The sequence below is a fragment of the Paenibacillus sp. YAF4_2 genome (assembly GCF_052113225.1).
Classification (GTDB): Bacteria; Bacillota; Bacilli; order Paenibacillales; family Paenibacillaceae; genus Pristimantibacillus.
The window spans coordinates 54,316-75,569 of record NZ_JBFRCT010000012.1 but is presented as its reverse complement, the minus strand read 5'-3'; the positions used below and the strand labels follow the sequence as shown (position 1 = coordinate 75,569).

Below are 21,254 nucleotides of genomic sequence, written 5' to 3'. Positions count from 1 at the left end.
TCCTGTATACGTAATAGAAATGAATTGCTCTTATACTTCTATATTACGTCCAAGAAGAATGAGGTTTCTACAGTAATCTAGCATCAATCATAGTAATATATTGCGGCTTATTAAACTTAATTTTTCTAATCTAAGTAAACATGATTATAATTGACGCCAATACGGAAATTCCCTGGAGTCTCCCCTGTGATCTTCCGAAACCATTTAATAAAATAACTCCCGCCGGAATAACCAACCTGTTCTGCAATCCGCTCTATACTCCATTCCGTCTCACGCAGTAAACGCATGGCTGCCTTAATCCGAACCTGATTTAAATAATGGTTGGGCGACATGCCAACGGTCTTCGAAAATACTCGCAGCAGATGATATTTGGACAAGTCCAGCTTATCGGCTAATTGATCGAGACTAATCATATTTTCGTAATGAGAATCGATATATACCACAGCCTCATTCACCTTCTGCGGCCATTCATTACGGTCATCATCCGATGTGAACGCAAACCGGCAAAGCTCAGAAATAAATTGATAAACATAAGAAGATGCCGAATAAGGCTCCTTAATCCGTCCTGCCTGCGCTTCCTCCCACATTCTTTGAAGCAAGCGGATGGGTCTGCTCGAAGACGGCAGAGTTGGTGTCTCCCCTAGATGCTTCTTCGCTTCCTCCCAGTTGGGCAGGATTAGGGACGGACGAATAAGCACAAACACGAAGGACCAATGCGTCCCGCCTTTCGGAAAATAATAACGGTGATTACCGGGAATTTCGGTCATAAAGGCTTGTCCTGTCTTAATGCGATAGGTCTCTTTGTCCGTCTCAAAGATACCTTCTCCATCCAGCGTATATTGAAACAATAGAAGCGGACCATCTGTCCGAATTAATCCGTCCCAGCGGTAATGCGGATCTTTTATGTAATCCCTGCCAATCGCAAACAGGTTGCAAAGCGCTAACTGGTCAGGTGTAGTCAAGCGAAATCCAAACGTTCCTGTCTCGTTGTTCATCGCCTATCCTCCACTCACTTATTCCATCCAATTTAGTTGACGTGCCGCAGCTAAAGCCTGTGTCCTTGATGAGACCCCAAGCTTAGCATAGATCCGGGATAAATATACCTTAACAGTACCTTCTGTCAAAGCCAGCTTGGCTGCAATTTGCCGGTTAGGAGCACCTTGTCCAAGCAATTGTAAAATATAACTCTCCTGCTCGGTCAACGGCTCAACCAAAGGGGTCACTGCTTGAGGAGAAGCTGTCTCTTGCTCCGGGAAGCATTCTAGCAGCTTGGCTATATAATCGAGCGTAACGCCTTCCCAAATGACATGTCCGGTATCGCGTTGACGCTGCTCCATATAGGATAGCAGCAGCTTTCTCATCAGCGGCCCCTCATCAACAAAGCTTCGAATATAGCCGTTTGGCTCGCCAATAACCAGCGCTTCATGCAATTGCTGAATCGCAGCCCCACGATTGCCTCGTTGGAATTCTGTCAGGGCTTGCACGATGCTGATCTCCGCCAGAACGAGGAAACAATGCTCCTGCTCGGTAGCTCCCTTGATCCAGTCAAGCTGCCGCATGGCTTCCCCCATTTTGCCTTGAGCGGTTAGAATACGTGCATATACCGTATACTCGGACCAACGGTTTGAGGCCGGCTGGATCCTATCGGATAGACGCAGCTGTGAAATCTCGGCTTTTCCTTCGGCCAAATTATCTTCCTTCAAATAGAGATGTGCACGATTTGCCCGAAGTGGATAGAGCCAATGGTATTCACCAAGCTGCTCCGCCAATTGAACGGCCTCGTCGAGCGCTTCATGAGCCTGTAGAAAATGTCCTGAAGCAGCATGAATGCGCGCAAGCGTAATCCGGTTTGGTACAAACAAGCCTGCCGTTTGTCTAGCCCGGTCGGACTGCTCTATTTTTCTAACTAATTGAAGACTATCACCTAGTCTGTTCCATTCGTAATAACCTTCACATAACGCCTGTACAACGTACAGATTGATTAGGGAATGACCCCAGCCATGCCGTTCCAGCACTGAAACAAACCGTTGCCCAATCCTCTCCGTATCTGCAGATAGGACTCCTTTCAAACCAAAAGCGGTCCGTCTCACAAGTGGCTCGATCATATTGTAGTTAAAATTGTAGAAGATGGGATCCTCCGGCAGTACACCATGAAGACGATATCCAACAAACGAATCCCACTGCTCGTAACGGCCGGTATAAAAGAGCAGGTTCGATTGAAGGAACAGCATACCACCCTTGAGCGGCTCAAGCTCTTCAGCGAGCTCCGATTGCTCATATTTCAGTTCCAGCTTCTCAACGGTTTCTGCGGAAAAATGCATTTGCCCCATCAACATAAACGCAAACGCCTGATACATCAATAGCCTCGCTGTTAACGGAACATGTGCAGCAACTAACTGAATACGTTCGAGTAAAGAAGCAAGCTCCCCTTGCTTAAGTGCATCCGGAATATACGCCTCCAGCCTCTCTGCTGCTTCGTTGTATCTTTCACTTGAAATGGCATGATCAATCGCTTTATCCAGCATACCTCGTTCAGCAAAAGCCTGGCTTGCCTTATGATGATAGTCCAGCCATAGCTTTCGGCTTCGTGAACAGAGACGGTTCCTCAAAAATTCGGCAAACAACGAATGATATCTTACCCAACCGTTACGATCATCAAGCCGAATGACGAATAAATTCAAAGCACGCAGCTTCTCCAGCATGTCCCTGCTGTCAGATCGGCGAAAGGCTTTGTCGCAAACCTCTGCATCCATTCGGTCAAATACACAAGTTTGCAGTAAAAAATCCGTTATCTCTGACGGCAGCTTATCGAGCACCTCCTGAAACAAATACGAGGAGACCTTATCATTGCTGCCATCAAAGCCTACGATCATGTGGTCAATATCCTGCTGTGCTTGAAGCGAAATCGAGGCTAGCTGAAGTCCTACAATCCATCCTTCTGTTTTTTCAACCAGCATATTTGCATGTCTTTGCTCGAGAACAATTCCCGCTGCTCTACAAAATTGATGTGTCTCTTCTTGCGTAAATTGCAGCTGCTGCATGCCGATATCAGTCCGCTCTCCTCTTGCCAGCCATTTGGCAGCGTCGAAGGAGATTTCTCCACGGCTTGCAATAATAATCCGATGATGGGCAGGCAAATAGTCGATAAAATAAGTTAAGCTGTTATGTATATCGGCAAGCTGAAGATGATGATAGTCATCCAGCACAAGAGCAATCGGCTCTTGCACAGCTGTAAGCTCATTTAATAACGTGTCAATAACCGCGTTCAACGTTGAGCCTGCCACTAGAGCTGCAACAACGGAAAGCGATTCAATCAATGATGGCTGTCCCGATTCGATGTAGGCATTTACAACATAACGCCAGAAACGGACAGTATCGTTATCTCTTTCATCAAGCGATACCCACGCGGTTCGTATACTTGCAAGTTGTGCCCACTGTGCAATTAACGTTGACTTGCCCGAACCTGCGGGAGCACAAATCGTAATTAAACGCCCCTTCATGCCATGCTCCAATGACCCAAGTAATCTCTCACGGTGGACCAAATTTTCTTTTACAACAGGAAGTCTAATCTTTGTCTTTAATAGGATAGGTTCAGAGAATAACATACGATCTCCTTCAAGTCGGTTCTAGTACCTCTATTATACTGAATTTCAAACAGAAGCTTCGACATTTTTTGCGGAGATTTAGGAATGATTTTAAACAAAAAATGAGGATGTCCCATAAGCCATTTTTGGCTTTGGAAACATCCCCATTAACTGTTACATTCTGCGGCTTACGAATCTACATCACGCTATTTGTTCAAAATTGACCAATTTGAGTTTATAACGGATCCCCATAACAGGTTTAGCCCCTGCTCCACTATTTCGTCAGTCTTGTCGGAATTCGATAATCCGCAGCAGCAGCACGGCTGCTTCTGCTCTTGTTGCATGGCCTGTTGGTTCAAATTTGCCATCACCTCTTCCTTGCAGGAGACCCTTCTCCTGCAACGCAGCCACGTAGCCGGCAGCCCAAGCAGGAATATCATCCGCATCAGCGAACATTCCAGTGACTTTATCTGCTTCCAGCGGCTTGATCCCAGCTGCTTTGGCCAGCATCGTAATCAATTCAGCACGAGTTACTTGCTCATTAGGCCGGAATGAGCCATCCGCGAAGCCGTTTACGAAGCCATATCCTTTTGATTCTGCCACTGCATTTGCTGCCCAAGCTGGAATATTACTGCTATCGGAGAAGCCTTCTCCGCTTCCAGCTGGCTCCGAGCTATCAAGAACTGTGTTCATGAGCATCGTAACAAATTCTGCCCGTGTTACCTGCGCGTCCGGATGGAACGTACTGTCATTAAAGCCTTTGACTACACCACAGCCGTATGCATGTTGCACCGCTTGATTGGCCCAATGTCCTGCCATATCCGTGAATTGGACACTATTATCTCCTTCTGGCTTACAGGAAATCAGCTTGACCGGCTCAGGAGTTTCCGGTGTTTCCGGCTCATCTGGCTTCGGCTCGACATACTGATTTCTTGTGATCGTCACTTTATAAGTCCGGATGGTAGTCCCGTCCTGAGCGGTTACACGAATGATTACCCTTTGTTCTCCAACCTTTAGCTTGACTGGCTTGCCAGCTTGTTGACCGTCCTCAAGTAAAATTTCTACAGCTGCATTAGAATCACTTGGGACTGCCGTAATTTCGGTGCTCGATACCGAGTAATTCACTCTTGCTGTATAATCAAGCTGTGTGCTTTGGAATAACTCGTTCAGTTTAACGTCACTTAGCGTAAGTTTGCTGAGTTCAGCATTGCTGGAGACAATCTCGAAATCATGTTCAGCCGACATACCGCTTTCATTGCCGGCATTATCCTCAGCTTGCACCTGTATCATGTGCCTCCCAATTGCCAGATCTACAACGGGTATAAATTCCCAGTTGCCATCCTCATCAGCTTCTACTACAGCAGCCGCCTCGTCATCGAGTAAGATATTTACTCGAGACTGTTTCTCCGCTGTTCCAACCAGTGTAGGCTTCGTAACGTTAGTCCGCGATCCAGCAGTTGGCTGGGTGATAACCGGGACCTCCGGTGCTGTCGTATCAATCACAAAACGGAGTTCCACAGCCTCCTCTTTCACATTGCCCGCCTCATCTGTAACATTGATTTTGACTCGATGAATGCCATCACTTAGTCCTTCAGATGGGGAGTAGGACCAAATGCCGCTTTCTCCGACTTTGAAGGGATCAACTGTAGTACCATCGAGCGTCAGATGAATCCACGCACCAGCTTCAGCAGATCCGCGCAGCTGCGGTTTTGTTTTATTCAATTGCTCTCCCTCAGTTGGAGCTGTAATCACGGCCACCTCTGGTGCTTCAGTATCGATCATGATCTCAACCGTTTCAGAAGCCGGACCGATATTACCAGCCTCGTCAGCCGCTTCTGTCGTAATAATGTGCTTACCATCAGCGAGTGCTTCAGTAAGTGTGAATGACCAAGCACCTAAGCTGGTTGCTTTTTTCTCAGCCATTTTCTTGTTATCGATCTCAATGGTGATTAAGGAACCGGCTTCGGCCGTCCCGGAAATGGTTAACTTATTCTCATTCGTAACATTCCCATTAATCGGTGCAAGTACGACCGGTGCCACAGGTGCATTCGTATCCACCGTCCACGAGACAAGCCCGGATTCAGAACCCACATTACCGACCGCGTCTGCAGCTGTAGCTTTTAACACGTATATACCGTCTTCCAGCGGCGTTACTATCGTGTATGACCAGTTTCCGTCCTCATCAGCTGTTATTGATTTTATCTGTGAATCTCCGATATATAGCGTGACCTTTGAACCCGCTTCAGCATGCCCTTTAAATACAGGCTTTGAAATTCCCGAAATAGCATCATTTACCGGCTCTTCGATAACAGGTGCTTCTGGAGCCGTGGTGTCAACCGTAAACGTCAATACGTCCTCCTCTGCGGCAGCATTGCCGACAGCATCCTTCACGGATACACGGATCTGATGCTTGCCATCCTTCAGTGGAGAAACCGGTGTATATGTCCAGCTGCCCTTACTATCCGTAGTAACTGCCGGGAGTTCCTCTCCATCAATCGTTATTGCAATAATCGAATTTTCCTCTGCAGTGCCTACTATTGTCGGTAGGTTGTCCCCCAGTACTTCACCATTAACTGGTGATTGCGTAACAGGCGCTGAAGGTGGAGTACGATCGATTCTCACAATCAACTCAGCAGATGGACCAATGTTGCCGGCTTGGTCAACGGATCTCGCGTAAATGGTCGACACGCCCTCTGCTGTGATGCTAATCTCTCCGGTATAAACGGTCCAATCTCGCGCGCCCGCTCCCGTGATTCGGTATTCTGACTTCTCGATGCCAGATTCACCAATGTCCTCACCTGCTGTAATTGTAACTTTTACAGAATCAGCTGAGATCCAGTCTGTTGTCTCTGGTTTAATAGAAGGAATAGTAGGCGATGATCTGTCGATTCGGATCGTCACCTCTTGTACGGGGCCAACATTACCAGCAGCGTCGATTGTTCTCGCGCTGATTGTCGTTGCACCTTCCGCTTCGATGTCCACTGCTCCTGCATAAGTCGTCCAATCTTTTGTTGCTGCACCAGTCAACTTGTATTCTGTTCGGTCTACTGCTGAGCCGCCTTGATCTGTGCCCGCCGTAATGGAGAAGGCAACCTTAGCAGCCGATATCCAGCCCTCCTTTTCAACCAATACTTGCGGCTCAATTGGTGCAGTTTTATCAATGTGCACGTTTAAGACAGATGTATCGCTGAAGTTGCCTGCCTCATCCACCATTCGTGCTTGAACCGAAGTCTCTCCAGCCGCTGTTACCGTAATCGTTCCAGTATAGGTCGTCCAGTCAAGTGTTGTTGCACCTAATAAGCGATATTCCGTACGGCTTGCTCCAGATAATGGGTCCGTACCAGGCGTCACCGTAACCTTGATATCCGCTGACGTCCATCCCGTTGCATCAGCTTGGATATCAGGTTTGGATGGTGCCGTCCGGTCGATCTTAACCGTCTTTTTGGACTCAGCACCCAAGTTGCCGGCATTGTCTACCGTTCTCACAGTTACTTCTGTTTGCCCCTCGGCTGTCACGAGAATCGGCCCTGTGTAAAGCTTCCACGTTGATGTTACTGCACCGGACAAGCTGTATTCGACCCGATTAACACCCGATCCGCCACTGTCCGTTCCTGCCTCAGCCGCCACGTTCACGCTATCTGCCGAAGTCCAATCCGGAGCGTCCGAGCTTAATATCGCTGCACCAGGTGCTGATAGATCGAGAGACTGAGCTGCCTCGAACTCCGCACTAACATTTCCAGCCTTATCGACTGTCCGCGCGGATACTATTGTTATTCCTTCTTTGGTCAAGTTAATTGGTCCTGTGTAAGCTGTCCAATCAAGCGTCGTTGCACCTGTCAGCTTATATTCAACCCGCTCTACTGCCGAAGCGCTGTCTGCTCCAGCAGTCAGCGTCACGGAAATGGAAACAGCTGACCATTCTCCACTATCTGGGCTGATTGAAGGAATCGTTGGAGCAGTACGGTCAATCTTTATTGAGCTCGTCGACACAGGACTTATATTACCCGCATTATCCACACTTCGTGCGTTAATCGTGGTGAGCCCCTCGGCGTTGATGGACATTTGGCCCGAATACGTTGTCCAGCCAAGCGTCATTGCTCCGCTTAAGCTATATTCCGTCCTATTGACACCTGAACTGCTATCCGTCCCTGCCATAATTGTTGCGCTGACGGACGAGGCATTCGTCCAACCAGATGCATCTTGCGTTACGGTTGGTGCTGTCGGTTTTGTCTTATCGATCATCACCGTAACTGTCGCAACCGTACTTATATTGCCTGCTTTGTCGATGGTTCTTGCTTCCACCATTGTCTGGCCTTCGGCGCTGATGGAAAAAGCTGTGGAATATGTTGTCCAATCCTTCGTTGTCGCACCGGACATTTTGTATTCGGTTTTGCTCACACCAGATCCGGTCTTGTCTGTTCCGGATATAATTGATACGCTCACATCCGATACACTCCAACCCGTAGCAGAAGGTGTAATCACTGGCGTAGTCGGCTTCGTTTTGTCTATTAAGATCGCACCTAAGCGTGGTCCACTTGTGTTGCCTGCCTGATCAACGGTTCTGGCGTTAATCGTCGTCTGACCTTCTTCCGTAATCGTCACAGCTCCCGTATAGGTTGTCCAGCCTAGTGTTGTTCCTCCGCTCAGCATGTACTCCGTACGGGATGCTCCAGAACCGCTATCGGTCCCTGGCGCCAATGTGAATGTAGCATCGGCTGCCGTCCAAGCTATGGTTGACTCCTTGATGTCTGGCACCCCAGGAGTAGTACGGTCGATCTTAACTATGCCAGTCGTGACTGCGCTAATGTTACCTGCTATGTCGACGGTTCTGGCGCTGAGTGTAGTCTGTCCTTCTGCGCTGATCGTCACTTGTCCCGTGTATGTCGTCCAGCCAAGTGTTGTCGCTCCGCTTAAGCTATACTCGGTTCTACTGACTCCTGAGCCGCCATCGGTACCCGCAGTAACTGCTGCTTTGACTGAGGCAGCATTCGTCCAGGCCGTCGAGTCAGGAGTAACTGTTGGTGCTGTAGGCAGTGTCTTGTCCAGCTTCAACGTAACTGACTTGGTTGCACTTATATTACCTGCATTATCGATTGTTCTCGCCTCAACGGTCGTCAGACCTTCAGTCCCAATGACGAACGAACTGGAATAGGATGTCCAGTTCAAAGTCTTCGCGCCAGTCAACTGATATTCCGTCCTGCTTATGCCGGAGCCTCCCGAGTCCGTACCAGGAGCAATGGTAACCGTGACATCTGATTGATTCCAAGCCGTTGATGTTGGTGTGATACTAGGTGTAAGCGGTGGTGCTTTGTCAATTTGTATGACCGCACTTCCTTCAGCGCTGACATTACCTACTTCATCAATATCTCGCGCATGGAATGTCGTTTCTCCTGCCGCTGCAATAGTTACGGTACCAGAATACGTGGTCCACCCAAGCGATGTGGCACCTGATAGACTATACTCTCTGCGACTCACGCCTGAGCCTCCAGAATCAGAAGACGCCGATAGAGCAGCCGTCACATTATTTGCGGTCCATCCGTTCGCCGACAAGTTGATAATTGGCGTTAAAGGAGCTGTCTTATCGATCTTAACGACAGTCGAGGCTGTATCACTGATATTCCCTGCCTTGTCAACTGTTCGAGCTGTAACGGTTGTCTGTCCCGAATTCGAGATATGAATGAAATCTGCTTCGGAATAAGTTGTCCAAGCCAATGTCGTCGCGCCAGATAGACTGTACTCCGTTCGGTCCACTCCCGTTCCCGCATCTGTTCCTGGCGTAATCGTCACATCCACATCGGTTCCGTTCCATCCGCTGTCTCCGCCTGTAATAGTCGGTGCAGTCGGTGCAGTAAAGTCAAACGTAAGCTTATAAAGCTTGGTATTAGTTGAATAGTCCAAATAATCATACCCGCTTACAACATATACATCGGAACCAATTGAAACCAGACTGGCATCCGTTAAATGACCCGTGTTCTCACTGTCCTTCGTCCAGTTATTCGTCACTGGATCGTAAATGTAAAAATTATAATTGCCCATGACCAGCACTTTCCCGTTTTCAAGCGTTACTTGCGAATGCCTGAAAAAAATATCCTCATAGGCATATGGCAATGAGGCTGCTTTCGTCCATGTGTTAGACGCAGGATCATATATGAACGAAGCATAGGAGTAAGCATAACCGTTTAAACCACCGGTTAGCAGCACCCGGCCGTCCTTCAAGGTGCTTTGAGCTGCTTCATACAAGGTAATCGGCAGAGGAGCAGCTTCATCCCAACGATTCGTTGACGGATCGTAAATATACGAATTATTGTACGTTATGCTGGTCCCGGGATAATAAACTTCATTAGATCCCCCAACAATCATGACACGGCCATCCGCCAGTGTACTCTGCGTTTGTCCTAGCACGGTATGAGGGACGTTCGCGGCATTTGTCCATGCATTCGTTTGTGGATTATAGATTCGGGCCAGATCGTTGTATACGTACCCGATACTGTTCTCGAATGCATTTCCTCCTGTGACCAATACTCTGCCGTCCCGCAGCATGGATTGTTTATGATAGGCTACTGGCAAAGTAGGAGCATTAGTAGTCCAGGTTTTGCTAATGGTATCGAACACGTACGAATTCTTAGACTTGGAATTCGAACCGTTCTGTCCCCCAGTCACCAGAATTTTGTTCCCAGAGAGTACAGCGCTTGCCGAAGCTCCTGGAATCGGTTCGGGAAGGTTGGACCATGGTTCCATCGAAACGGCCGCAAAAACCGTCTTTTGCCCTCCCGCAGGCCAGAATACAAAAGCGATTGCGGCCAATAACAGGCCGTAACTTATTTTACGAAGCAAAATCTTCATCCTCCTCTAACTGAATGAGCAGGAACAGCTTAGCAAAGATACAGTTAACAGCCAATTAACTTTAGTTAATTCCTCACGAAAAAAATGCAGAAATTTGACAAAATATCGCAAATAGCATGAACACCTCTATATAATTAAAAACGCTGCCGCAGATCTGCGCGGCAGCGCTTTCCTTTTATAATGAACTTAACACAATATTACGAAGCTTCCGAGTAAGCGAGGTTGTACCCGCATCTTTTTTCTGAATCATAAACAGAATAGTCATTCTCTCTAGAGGGAAATTACCGAAGTAGGCACCAAGCCAGCCATCCCAGCCATACTCCCCTTGACTTGCTAGAATTCCTGTCGTCTTAGTATCTGTAACAATGCGCATCAGGTTGCCGTAGCTATGTCCTGCCAAAGTATGCCATGTTTCAAAAGCTGGTTGCTGATGGGCCTTTAACGTTCCTGAAGTCAAATACTCGACCGTTCTTGGACGCAGAATTTGAACACCATTCAGGTTTCCTTTGTTTATCAGCATCGTTGTGAACTTGGCAGCATCATCTATCGTAGAGACGAGTCCCGCTCCTCCTGATTCGAACGCCGGATTGCGGTCCATTTGATTAATAATGCCAAGATGATTACCCTCATACAACGTCAATCCGCCTTCTCCATTGTCCGCGTAAGTGTTAACAAGACGTTCTTTCTTCTCCTCAGGCAGCCAGAAGCCGGTATCCTTCATACCAAGAGGGCCAAACAATTCTTGCTGCAAAAACTCGCCAAACCGTTTGCCGCTTACAATTTCTACTACCGCTCCAAGCACATCAGCTGAAGTTCCGTATGCCCAGGACGATCCCGGCTGGAATGCAAGAGGGCATTCACCCAGGCGGTTCATTGCTTCCACCGTACTTACAGGTGATTCACCTAACAAACGTCCGTCAATTTCTTTGAACAATGCTTCCGTTGCTTGTCCAGCAGCATTTGTTCCTCCGTAAACCAATCCACAGGTCATATCAAGCAAGTCATGGATATTTACTTCCCGCTCCACCGGCACCAATTCGCCGTCTTTCTCCGCCAGTTGGTTCTTGAAGCCAGGTAAATACCGGCTTACCGCATCAAATAAATCAATTTCTCCGCGTTCTACCAGAATCATTACAGCAGTAGCCGTAACTGGCTTCGTCATGGAATATAAACGGAAAACGGAATCTCTTGTAATGGGACGTCCAGCATCCAAATCGGCTAGTCCGTCTTCATGATAGAAGATTTCTCTTCCGTCCTTGATCACCATGAAATTAGCGCCTGCTACTTCGTTGTTATCGATACCTTTTCTAAGTGTTGCTTTAAGCTGACTGATTGCTGTTTGATCCAACATATTTGATAATCTCCTTCTCTCCAAATCAATTCTTCGGACCAGGGTCGGTTGATATATTCGCTACAGTAAAAGAAAACTCCTCTTCATCTGCTCGCTTTTTGCATATCGTCTTCAATTACTGATTAATTGTCTTTATCATGATTCATTTCTTTCCCGAACACCATATAATCTTCACTGCACTTTGTTCTAGTGATTTCCAAATCGATATGGATGATGACGTTAGAATCAATTCCCGCTTCACCATTTCCTATGCCATGGATACAATATTCATCTATCGTAGTCCGCCTTCCATCTTCGCTGATATAGTAGTACTGGTCTGTCACAAGCCCATATTCCATGTCAGGTTTTGAGGTATCGTATGTTCCATCATTTCTAATTGGAATGACATCGTATTTCCCTTCCTTCTCAAGTGCTGGCGCACCTGGAACATTATAATTTACTCTGATTTCGCCCTCATAACCCGCGGGAATTAGATAAATATCATTCGTTGAATCTAATCGAGTGAAAAATAAGCTTCCCATGAACCACAATACAGCAACGATAACCACAACTCCGGCGATTATTTTCTTGTCACTCATCAAATCCCCTCGCGAGCTCCAACATCTAATTCAGGATTATACGCCTGTTCTCTGCTCTTCATTAGTTCTAACATTTGTAGTACCCCAAGCAAACTAAAGGAGGCTGTCTCAAAAGGGGTTCTCTGCTTTTTTCAGTAAATTGTGGGCAAGCAGTTTTTGTTTAATTCAGATAAATGGAGGTGCCCCATCGTCATAATAATGACTATATGAGACACCCCCATTGGCAAAATGATTAATTCCGTGTTTTATTTAACCTTTCAATAAGCGCGGCAGCCTGCTCCATGGTTTGTTTTACGATATCAGAAGCAGTAAGCTCCTTAGCTAGCCTAACCCCTTGTCCAGCCCATAGTGACATGTACTCTGGGTTGTTTGCTTTCGCGGCTGCTTGGCGAATATCTCTCGTCAACGCGTTCTGTATCGGATAGGCAGGAATGATTCCCGGGTAAAATCTCATCTTGTTTATAAAATCATTACGAATGCCACGAGCGGCTTTGCCTGAATAAGCATAGGTAATTTCTGTGGAATCCTCGCTTGAAGTCATAACCTTCCCTTTGTACACCACATGAGCACCGCTCTCGGGGCACACCAGGAACGCAGTACCCATCTGCACCGCGGATGCTCCTAATGCAAGACTTGCAACGAGTCCCCGACCATCCATAATTCCTCCTGCCGCGATAACTGGAACAGCAACATGATCTACAAGTTGAGGTAATAGAGCCATGGTACCGATAAGAGCGTCATTAGCATTTCCCAAAAACGCACCTCGATGTCCTCCTGCTTCGCTTCCCTGAGCAACGATAGCATCTACTCCGGTAGCTTCCAATTGGATGCCTTCTTCAACTGTTGTTGCTGTGCCGATTATGACAATTCCATGCTGTTTCATTTCTTGAATGATATTTTGCGAAGGGATACCAAAGGTGAAACTAAATACTGGTACGTTCTCCTCCAGCACTACTTGCACCTGCTCCTTGAACGTCTCTTTTAAATCCGGAGTCAATGAATTTAACGAGATGCCAAGCTCAGTGCGAGATTCATTAAGATAATTGTTCATTTTCTCAATGATGTCTTCAGATACATCCGTCTGCTCAGGCACGAATAAATTGACACCAAATGGCCGGTTAGTGCGCTTCCTGATTTCCTTGATTGCTTCTCGGATCTGTTCTGGCGTTAAGTAACCTGCCCCCAAGCTTCCTAATCCACCTGCATTTGAAACAGCAGCAATTAATTCCGGGGTTGTAGGTCCACCAGCCATTGGTGCTTGAATAATCGGATATTGAATGTTTAGTTTTTGCGTTAACGCAGTCTCCACGCTCTTCACCTTCCTAAAAAAAATGGTGAAACAATTTTCACTTCGAAAGCTTCCTCTATCACTGCAACAAACCATGCAGCTTCTTAAACGCTTCTGGGTTCATGCCATTCAGCTTGCGGAACACATAGCCGTAATAACTGGAGCTTTCAAATCCAACCTTCCCTGCAATCTCATACATTTTCATCTTCGGATATTGAAACATGAGCTGCTTGCTGCGCTGAATACGTTGTTGATTCATATATTCGATAGGTCTAATATTCATCGTGAGCTGGAAAATCCGGCATAAATATTGAGGAGTTACAGCTGCGATATCGGCAAGCTCCGCTAATGTGATTGGTCTTTGCAAATTATTCTCGATATATTGTAAAACAGGCTTAATCCGATCAAATTCTTGATCAGTTGGTGTTATTAATTGATACTTTAAATCAATCAATAATGCATAGAGAAGCTTGGATCGTTCCAGACTAGCCTCCTGCTCATTGTCTATAGTTGTCGTTAGCATTTCTTCTAGTGGCTTGATCAGCCGATTCTCTCTTAATCTGCCGATTCCTGATTCACCAATTCCGGCAAACAGCATCATTTGCCCCGCTTCACGGCCATTAAAGGATACCCACGACAGCTTCCATTGTTGACTAACCGGTCTGTAGGAATGCACCTTATTGGGGAACAGGAAGAAACAATCTCCTGGCCCTATTCGATGTACATGACCATTTATTCTTAGCTCTCCCCACCCCTCTAACACTTGATGAAATTGATAATCTGGAAATCCGTCCGAGCGCTCCGTTTCCGGCTGATGCTCCCAGTATCCGACTGTTGTTGCATATAACGGAAGACCCGAGGTCTCATCCAGCGAGCAAAAGATATAGGTACTCTTCATTTTATCGCCTACGTTTCATATTTTGAGATAAAAATGTAATATCCTTATATTTTATAAGTATACCTTCAATCCTATAATATGAATATACTCATACAGATTGATAGGAGATGACTCTTTTGCGTTCGAAACTTGATTATCAGCCTCCGAAAAATGGTTACCCCGAATGGAATAATAACCCGGAAACTTTCCAGGTCAACCGTATTCCTGCACACGCTTCCATGATGTCATATCAAAACCTGGAAGAAGCGCTAATTGGAGATAAAACTGCTTCAACACGCTATTATTCATTAAACGGAATTTGGAAATTTGCTTTTGCCGAAACGCCAGATGAGCGTATACAGACTTTCTATCAAACGGATTATGATGCTAAAAGCTGGAGTGACATGCCTGTTCCTTCCCATTGGCAGTTCCAGGGCTTCGATTATCCGCAATATACGAATATTCGTTATCCCTGGGCAGAGTCAGAACCTGAGTTGAAGCCACCTTTCGCTCCTACCAAATATAACCCAGTTGGTTCTTATATCCGTTCCTTCGAAGTTCCTGAAGCCTGGGATGGTCAACCTGTTTATCTGAGCTTTCAAGGTGTAGAATCCGCCTTTTATGTTTGGGTAAATGGAGAGCTTGCTGGTTATAGTGAGGATACGTTCACTCCGGCTGAATTTGATATTACAGCCTACTTAACGAATGGCGTGAACAAACTGGCCGTTGAAGTCTATCGTTGGTGTGACGCCAGTTGGCTGGAGGATCAAGACTTCTGGCGTCTTAGTGGTATTTTCCGGGATGTCTATTTGTACACGAAACCAAAACAGAGCATTGCGGATTACTTCGTAAGGACGCAATTGGATGAAGCATACCAAGATGCAGAAGTAACGATTGATGTGAAACTCGACAATTATTACAAAGATGCCGCTGAGGGCATCCGTATTGAAGCTCAGCTATATGACTCCAAACAGCTTGCGATCTGGCAGGATTCACTTGCTGCGACTGCTTCCTTCCAGTGCGATGGAGAGCACCAGCTTACGTTGTCGGGGCAAGCTCTGAATCCGCTGAAATGGAGTGCCGAGGCTCCTCATTTGTACACTCTTGTTTTATCGCTGTACGAAAAGGCGGGTAATCTTCTTGAGACAATCAGTTCTAAAGTTGGCTTCCGTACCTTTGAATTAAAAGATGGTCTGATGCTGATCAATGGCAAACGAATCCTTTTCAAAGGCGCAAACCGTCATGAGTTTTCCTGTGAAACCGGGCGCGCATTGTCCAAAGAAGATATGATCCGGGATATCATGCTGATGAAAAGCCATAACATTAATGCCGTTCGTACCTCCCATTACCCGAATCAATCCGTCTGGTATGAGCTCTGTAACGAATATGGCCTATATGTCATCGATGAGACGAATCTTGAAACTCACGGTTCCTGGCAATATGCACAGCAGGACTTACCGGCACATACCGTACCTGCCAGCCATCCAGAGTGGCGTGCGAATGTACTTGATCGCTGCAACTCGATGTTCCAGCGAGACAAGAATCACCCGTCCATCGTCATTTGGTCACTTGGCAATGAATCATTTGGCGGCGACAACTTTATTGCCATGCATGATTTCTTGAAAGAAGCTGATCCGACGAGGCTCGTACATTACGAAGGAGTATTCCATTACCGCCCTTCCGAAGCAGCCTCCGATATCGAATCGACGATGTACATCAAGCCGCGTGAAATTGAAGCATACGCACTGAGCAATCCGAAGAAGCCTTATATCCTTTGTGAATATTCCCACGCCATGGGCAATTCTTGCGGCGGGCTTCATAAGTACACAGAGCTGTTCGACAAGTATGACATCCTGCAAGGCGGATTTATTTGGGATTGGGTGGATCAGGCAATCCGAACTACGACGGAAGACGGAACCGAATATCTCGCATACGGCGGAGATTTCGGCGAATCTCCTCATGATGGCAACTTTAGCGGGAATGGACTGCTCTTTGCTGACAGGACGGTAACGCCGAAGTTATATGAGGTTAAAAAATGCTACCAGAATATCGCCATCTCCCCGGTTGATCTTGCAAATCAAACGATCAGTGTGACCAATAAGCATTTATTTACCGATCTAAATGCGTTTGATTTGAAATGGGAAGTGCAGCTTGAAGGGAACGTTGTGCAAAAGGACTTCCTGAAAGTATCCCTGGCCCCAGGCGAGACAGCTGAAGTCACCTTGCCTTATACGCCTTCTTTCACTGAACAAGAAGCTGTGCTTACGGTTTCCTTTGTCATTCCTGAAGCAACGATTTGGTCTGATGCTGGTCATGAGGTTGCATGGGAGCAATTCGTGTTATCCCCACGTTTGTCACGGACTAAGCGCAGTGTTGAACCAACTGCTCTTTCCCTGCAGACCGTGGAGTCGAATGAGGCTATAACCATTACTAACCCTCTGATGACTGTTACTTTTAGCAGGTTATCTGGTGAGTTGGTCTCGTATCGCTCAGGAATCAGAGAGCATTTACTTGAACCCGTTCGTCCTAACTTCTGGCGGGCTGTCACTGATAATGACCGTGGAAACAAGATGCCGGAGCGCTGCTCCGTCTGGAAGGATGCAGCAAACACGAAAAAGCTGGTTCAATTCAATTGGATTGCCGCTTCAGATCGTTGTCACATCACTGCCGTTTATCAGCTAGCAACTAATCCAGTGTCCACGCTGACAATTAACTATGGCGTACATCATGATGGCTCCATTGACATTCAAGAGCAGCTGCTGCCTGGCAATGATAAGCTGCCTGAGATTCCGGAGTTTGGTCTATTATTCGTACTTGATGGAAGCCTCGATACGATCTCTTGGTACGGTCTTGGTCCTCACGAGAATTATTGGGATCGTAAATCCGGTGCCAAATTAGGCCAATACAGCGGTAAAGTACAAGATCAATTTGTCCCCTACCTTCGTCCACAAGAATGCGGCAATAAGACTGATGTCCGTTATGCTAAGATTACGAATGCTTCCGGTGAAGTTGGCTTGAACTTCGACAGCTCAGCAGTAATGGAGATCAATGCACTTCCATGGACACCAGAAGAGCTTGAAGCAAACGACCATCCATATAAGCTGCCTGTTTCAAACAAAACCGTCCTTCGTGTGAATGACAAGCAAATGGGCGTTGGTGGTGATGACAGCTGGGGTGCTCCAACTCATCTGGAATATAAGCTGTTGACCAATCGGTCATATAGCTTAGCGTTTACTATTTCTTTGATCTCTCGATAACATCCAAACAAAAAACCATCCTGCTGGATGGTTTTTTTGTTTGTAAAAGTTATAATCCATTACCGTTATACCGAATGTATGTTCGTTTGTCACCTATAAAATAACAACCGATTCGCATACGCATTTCGATAATCAGTAGGAGTTAAGCCCGTCATTTTCTTGAAGCTATGCATAAATTGATGGCTGTCGGAATAGCCCAGCTGCTCGGCTATTTCCTTGATGCTCTGATTCGAATCGGTAAGCAAAGATTTTGCGGCATCCATCTTTTCCTGCAGCATGAATTGCTTAAGGGTGATCCCTGCAATCTCCGAGAACAAGAAAGATAGATGCTTGGCATTATAACCAAAATGCTCCGCCAGTTGGCTCACCTTCATATTCTCCTGCCTGTTCCATTTAATATAATCCACGATATCATTGTAGAGCTGCTGCTGCTTAAGCTTCTTCCACGATTGATTCTGGACAAAAAAGAGCTGGTTGTATAATTCGCATAAAATGCCGGTCGTCAAATAATTGTTAAGCGTCTGCTCCCTGTAGCTGCGGACAGAGTCCTGCAGCTGCTTCATCATCACGATGAGCTTGTCCGGACTGCGTAAAGTCCCCTTTTCGGGAATCGTCAAGACACCAGACTCATACCCCGAATCACCATCCACGGACCTATATCCGTCTTGAACAGCAAAATGAAGCCAATAAAAACTGCAGTCTGATTCCCGATAACCAGCTTGCACAGCTCCCGGCGGCATAAGCAGAAAATCCCCTTCATTCAAGACGTACCGTTCCTTATCCCTAGCGATATACAACGTGCCGCGAGTTTGGACAAACAGCTCAAACTCAAGTAATACCCGCTGCATATGCTGCCACTCCGGTATAGGAGCTATAAATTTGCCGGTCATCACAAGGGAGACCGGTGTATCGACACGAAAGCTGTAATGAGCCACTAACCGTCACCCTTTCTGCCTTTTTCACACTTTATTCTAGAACATAATCAGTAAATCCGGAAGGATACTTCTAAAAAACTTCCTTTTTGACACATAATCAAACCTTCCGCCATTTACCTGACCTGCGCCCAAGTAATAAGCTTTACTCATATTCTCGAGAGGATGATTATGATGAAAGCCCTGACTAGTAATACTACCCTTCAGCATTTTGGACTCGATCAAGTGCTGCTATTAAATGACTATCAGACCAATGCGTTTCAGAAAGAATTAAACTATTTGATCAGCTATGATGTTGACCGTCTGCTTGCTGGTTTCCGTGAAACCAATGGTCTTCAGCCGAAAGCAGCCAAATATCCCGGTTGGGAGGATACTGAAATCCGCGGCCATACGATGGGCCATTATTTGACCGCTGTCTCTCAAGCTTACGCTCAAACAAAAGATAAGGATCTCCTTACACGGATCGAATATCTCGTTGCAGGATTATCCGAATGCCAGCATGAAGGTGGCTACTTGTCCGCTTTTCCCGAGACGTTATTCGACAATGTAGAAAACCGCAAGCCTGCCTGGGTGCCGTGGTATACCATGCACAAAATCATTGCCGGCCTTATCGCCGTCTATCAGGCGACCGGGCTGCAGCAGGCTTATGATGTTGTTCATCGTCTAGGCGATTGGACGGCTGACCGTACTTTATCATGGTCCGACGAGCTTCAAGCTACGGTTCTTGCCGTTGAATATGGCGGCATGAATGATTGCCTATATGACCTGTACAAGCTGACCGGCAACAACCGCCATCTGGAAGCTGCTCACAAGTTCGACGAGATCAGCCTGTTTGATGCTCTTCGCGAAGGACGGGATGTGCTGAAAGGCAAGCATGCCAATACAATGATTCCGAAGTTTATTGGTGCTTTGAACCGCTATCTGACGCTTGGTGAAAGTGAACGAAGCTATTTAGAAGCGGCCGTTAACTTCTGGGATACCGTCGTTTATCACCACAGCTATATAACAGGCGGCAACAGTGAATGCGAGCATTTTGGTGAGCCAGATTTGTTAGACAGCAAACGTTCCGATGTAACCTGCGAGACCTGCAACAGCTATAATATGCTGAAGCTGTCCAAAGAGCTGTTCAAGCTGACGCAAGATCGCAAATATGCTGATTTTTATGAGAAAACCTATATTAACGCCATCCTTTCCTCCCAAAATCCGGATACTGGTATGACGATGTACTTCCAGCCGATGGCTACCGGATATTTCAAAATTTACAGCTCGCCATTTGAGCATTTCTGGTGCTGTACAGGAACGGGAATGGAAAGCTTTACGAAGCTGAACGACAGTCTCTATTTCCATGCAGACAACAAGCTCTATATCAATCAGTTCTTCAGCTCGAAGCTCGACTGGCAGGAGCAGCAAGTGACGATTACACAGACAACTTCGCTTCCTCACACCGACCTTGTACAGTTCAATATCGAAACGAATACACCAAAGCCGCTTACTCTTCACATCCGTATTCCGAATTGGAGTGCTGGCGCAATTGAAGTATCGGTGAACGGCGAGGCGGTTACTCCAGTCATTGAGAAGCACTATGCCGTACTTGAGCGCACTTGGATGGATGGCGATACGATAGCGATACGTATTCCGATGAAAGTAACCTATTCCCGCCTGCCGGATGCCCCATATTCCATCGGTCTTCAGTACGGTCCGGTTGTGTTAAGCGCTGCGCTTGGTACTGAAGATATGGTTGAGTCAAGAACAGGTGTTATTGTTAACGTCGCAACAAGACGAATGGCCGTGAAAGACTATATCGTACCGCAAGGAATGAGTTCCGAGGAATGGCTGCAGCGTTTCGATGAGCATGTTAGTCGAAAGGGCGAAAAATTGGCTTTTATTCTGAAAAACACAGATGAGGATAATCACTTGATCTTCACTCCCCATTATCAGCAGCATCAAGAAAGATACGGCATTTACTGGAGCCTTCTTGATGAAGGTTCAGCGGAGCTGCTGCAGCATGTAGAGCAAGCGGAGCAGGAACGTCGCCTGAGAGAAGCGACTATTGATTCTGTTCAAGTTGGCAATGACCAATATGAACTGGAACATCAGGTTCAAGGCGAGCTTACCCATGGCGGTACTTGGGAAGGATTAAACGGAAGAATGGTTGAAGCCGGAGGATGGTTCAGCTATCAGATGAAAGTACAGCCAGGAGCCGCGTTAGCCGTCACCTTCAACCGTATGCATACGAATCGCAGCTTTGACATCTTTGTAGACGGAGAATTACTAGCTGCAGAGCAGTTCCCACAGGAATGGAAACGAATGTTCTATGAGCGGATCTTTGAGCTTCCAGAAGCCTTAACTACAGGCAAGGACTCTGTTACTGTCAAGTTCGTTCCGAATGAAAAGATAAACGGGATTTATGGCGTTCTACGTGTCATCAGACATTCAGATACCGTATAACATTGCAAAAAGCCCTGGCTGGGATTGAACTCCCAACTAAGGCTTTTTTTCTAGCTGTTGGCGATTCCCCCCTATTTTTCGGTCAATCCTCCAAGA

The 21,254-nt window shown here is 46.6% G+C and carries 10 protein-coding genes; 2 read left to right on the top strand and 8 right to left on the bottom strand.

Going from position 1 to position 21,254, the window contains the following annotated elements; genetic code table 11:
* Positions 1-125: 125 nt before the first annotated feature.
* The 7 genes from AB4Y93_RS24650 to AB4Y93_RS24620 form a co-directional block, all read right to left on the bottom strand.
* A complete protein-coding gene (locus tag AB4Y93_RS24650) occupies positions 126-995 on the bottom strand; it encodes an AraC family transcriptional regulator (protein ID WP_441895954.1) in 870 nt (289 codons plus the stop codon).
* 18 nt (positions 996-1,013) lie between these two features.
* Positions 1,014-3,500 (bottom strand): LuxR C-terminal-related transcriptional regulator, encoded by a 2,487-nt coding sequence (locus AB4Y93_RS24645; protein ID WP_441895952.1) that lies wholly within the window; start codon positions 3,498-3,500, stop codon positions 1,014-1,016.
* Between the two features lie 366 nt (positions 3,501-3,866).
* Positions 3,867-10,418, bottom strand: coding sequence for an OmpL47-type beta-barrel domain-containing protein (locus AB4Y93_RS24640; protein ID WP_441895950.1), 6,552 nt, complete (start codon positions 10,416-10,418; stop codon positions 3,867-3,869).
* 184 nt (positions 10,419-10,602) lie between these two features.
* On the bottom strand, positions 10,603-11,778 hold the full coding sequence (locus AB4Y93_RS24635) for a serine hydrolase domain-containing protein (RefSeq protein WP_441895948.1): 1,176 nt from the start codon (positions 11,776-11,778) through the stop codon (positions 10,603-10,605).
* A 122-nt stretch (positions 11,779-11,900) separates the two neighbouring features.
* Positions 11,901-12,356 carry a DUF6843 domain-containing protein gene (locus tag AB4Y93_RS24630; RefSeq protein ID WP_441895946.1) on the bottom strand — a complete coding sequence of 152 codons (456 nt, stop codon included), beginning with the start codon at positions 12,354-12,356 and terminating at the stop codon, positions 11,901-11,903.
* 232 nt (positions 12,357-12,588) lie between these two features.
* Positions 12,589-13,665: an NAD(P)H-dependent flavin oxidoreductase gene (locus AB4Y93_RS24625; protein WP_441895944.1), complete on the bottom strand. Its 1,077-nt coding sequence runs from the start codon at positions 13,663-13,665 to the stop codon at positions 12,589-12,591.
* Between the two features lie 58 nt (positions 13,666-13,723).
* Positions 13,724-14,542 carry an AraC family transcriptional regulator gene (locus tag AB4Y93_RS24620; protein WP_441895942.1) on the bottom strand — a complete coding sequence of 273 codons (819 nt, stop codon included), beginning with the start codon at positions 14,540-14,542 and terminating at the stop codon, positions 13,724-13,726.
* A 116-nt stretch (positions 14,543-14,658) separates the two neighbouring features.
* Between AB4Y93_RS24620 and AB4Y93_RS24615 the strand changes: the two genes are divergently transcribed.
* Entirely contained in the window at positions 14,659-17,778 is a 3,120-nt protein-coding gene (locus AB4Y93_RS24615) for a glycoside hydrolase family 2 TIM barrel-domain containing protein (protein WP_441895940.1), read from the top strand.
* Positions 17,779-17,867: 89 nt separating this feature from the next.
* Here AB4Y93_RS24615 and AB4Y93_RS24610 read toward each other — a convergent pair whose 3' ends face one another.
* Positions 17,868-18,713 carry an AraC family transcriptional regulator gene (locus AB4Y93_RS24610; RefSeq protein ID WP_441895938.1) on the bottom strand — a complete coding sequence of 282 codons (846 nt, stop codon included), beginning with the start codon at positions 18,711-18,713 and terminating at the stop codon, positions 17,868-17,870.
* 168 nt (positions 18,714-18,881) lie between these two features.
* Here AB4Y93_RS24610 and AB4Y93_RS24605 point away from each other — a divergent pair, with 168 nt between their 5' ends.
* Positions 18,882-21,158 carry a beta-L-arabinofuranosidase domain-containing protein gene (locus AB4Y93_RS24605; RefSeq protein ID WP_441895937.1) on the top strand — a complete coding sequence of 759 codons (2,277 nt, stop codon included), beginning with the start codon at positions 18,882-18,884 and terminating at the stop codon, positions 21,156-21,158.
* Positions 21,159-21,254 lie beyond the last annotated feature (96 nt).

Bases quoted from the DNA above. Each gene is read 5' to 3' on its own strand.
- AB4Y93_RS24650 (WP_441895954.1), bottom strand. From the start codon at position 995: ATGAACAACGAGACAGGAACGTTTGGATTTCGCTTGACTACACCTGAC.
- AB4Y93_RS24645 (WP_441895952.1), bottom strand. From the start codon at position 3,500: ATGAAGGGGCGTTTAATTACGATTTGTGCTCCCGCAGGTTCGGGCAAG.
- AB4Y93_RS24635 (WP_441895948.1), bottom strand. From the start codon at position 11,778: ATGTTGGATCAAACAGCAATCAGTCAGCTTAAAGCAACACTTAGAAAA.
- AB4Y93_RS24630 (WP_441895946.1), bottom strand. From the start codon at position 12,356: ATGAGTGACAAGAAAATAATCGCCGGAGTTGTGGTTATCGTTGCTGTA.
- AB4Y93_RS24620 (WP_441895942.1), bottom strand. From the start codon at position 14,542: ATGAAGAGTACCTATATCTTTTGCTCGCTGGATGAGACCTCGGGTCTT.
- AB4Y93_RS24605 (WP_441895937.1), top strand. From the start codon at position 18,882: ATGATGAAAGCCCTGACTAGTAATACTACCCTTCAGCATTTTGGACTC.